The sequence below is a fragment of the Frankia sp. QA3 genome (genome assembly GCF_000262465.1).
Taxonomy (GTDB): Bacteria; Actinomycetota; Actinomycetes; order Frankiales; family Frankiaceae; genus Frankia.
Genome location: NZ_CM001489.1, coordinates 7,468,901 through 7,469,847 on the forward strand (window position 1 = coordinate 7,468,901; position 947 = coordinate 7,469,847).

At 71.7% G+C, this 947-nt stretch carries 1 protein-coding gene; it reads left to right on the forward strand.

What is annotated here, in order from left to right; genetic code table 11:
- Window positions 1–173: 173 nt before the first annotated feature.
- Window positions 174–947 (forward strand): 1-acyl-sn-glycerol-3-phosphate acyltransferase (locus tag FRAQA3DRAFT_RS30560; protein ID WP_009742923.1); only part of this gene is annotated, 774 nt, incomplete at its 3' end.

The following is a 947-nucleotide window of genomic DNA, read 5'->3' on the forward strand; positions in this document are numbered from 1 at the left end:
CGCCCGGCCCGCGTACCGTCGCAGTCCGCCGGCCGCGGAGCGCCGCCGTGCCCCACCTGGCGTGCGGTGGGATGCTCGGGTCTGGTGTGATCGGCGGCGGATGGAGACGGGCGGCCCGGCCTCGGCCGCCCCGGCGGGCGTCGTCTGACGGCGGTGACCAGGTGGGAGCTGTCTTGTTCTACTGGGTGCTCAAGGTGGTCCTGGCTCCTGTTCTGCGGGTGTTCTGGCGTCCGTGGGTGGAGGGCGCCGAGAACATCCCCGCGCAGGGCCCCGCGATCCTGGCCGGAAACCACCTCTCCTTTCTGGACCACTTCTTCCTGCCACTGGTGATCCCCCGGAGGGTGACCTTCCTGGCCAAGAGCGACTACTTCACCGAGGCCGGCGTCAAAGGGTGGTTCAAGCGCGTGTTCTTCAGCGGCGCCGGCCAGATCCCGATCGACCGCAGCGGCGGCAAGGCGAGCGAGGGCGCCCTACGCTCCGGCGTTCGCGTCCTGCGCCAGGGCCGGCTGATCGGCATCTACCCGGAGGGCACCCGCTCGCCCGACGGCCGCCTCTACCGCGGCAAGATCGGCGTCGCCCGGATGGCCCTGGAGGCCGGCGTGCCGGTGATCCCGGTCGCGATGATCGGCACCTTCGAGGTGCAGCCGCCCGGCAAGCTGGTGCCGAAGATCCGCCGGATCGGGATACGGGTCGGCCAGCCGCTCGACTTCTCCCGCTATGCCGACATGGCGGACGACCGGTTCGTGCTGCGGTCGATCACCGACCAGATCATGTACGAGCTGATGGCCCTGTCGGGCCAGGAGTACGTGGACATGTACGCCAAGAGGGCGAAGGAGGAGATGGCCACCGCCCGCGCCGCCGCAAGCGGTTCGGGCGGTTCGGGCGGTTCGGGTGGCTCGGGCGGTTCGGGTGGCTCGGGGGCGAGCGCGCCGGGCGGCGCCGGACGC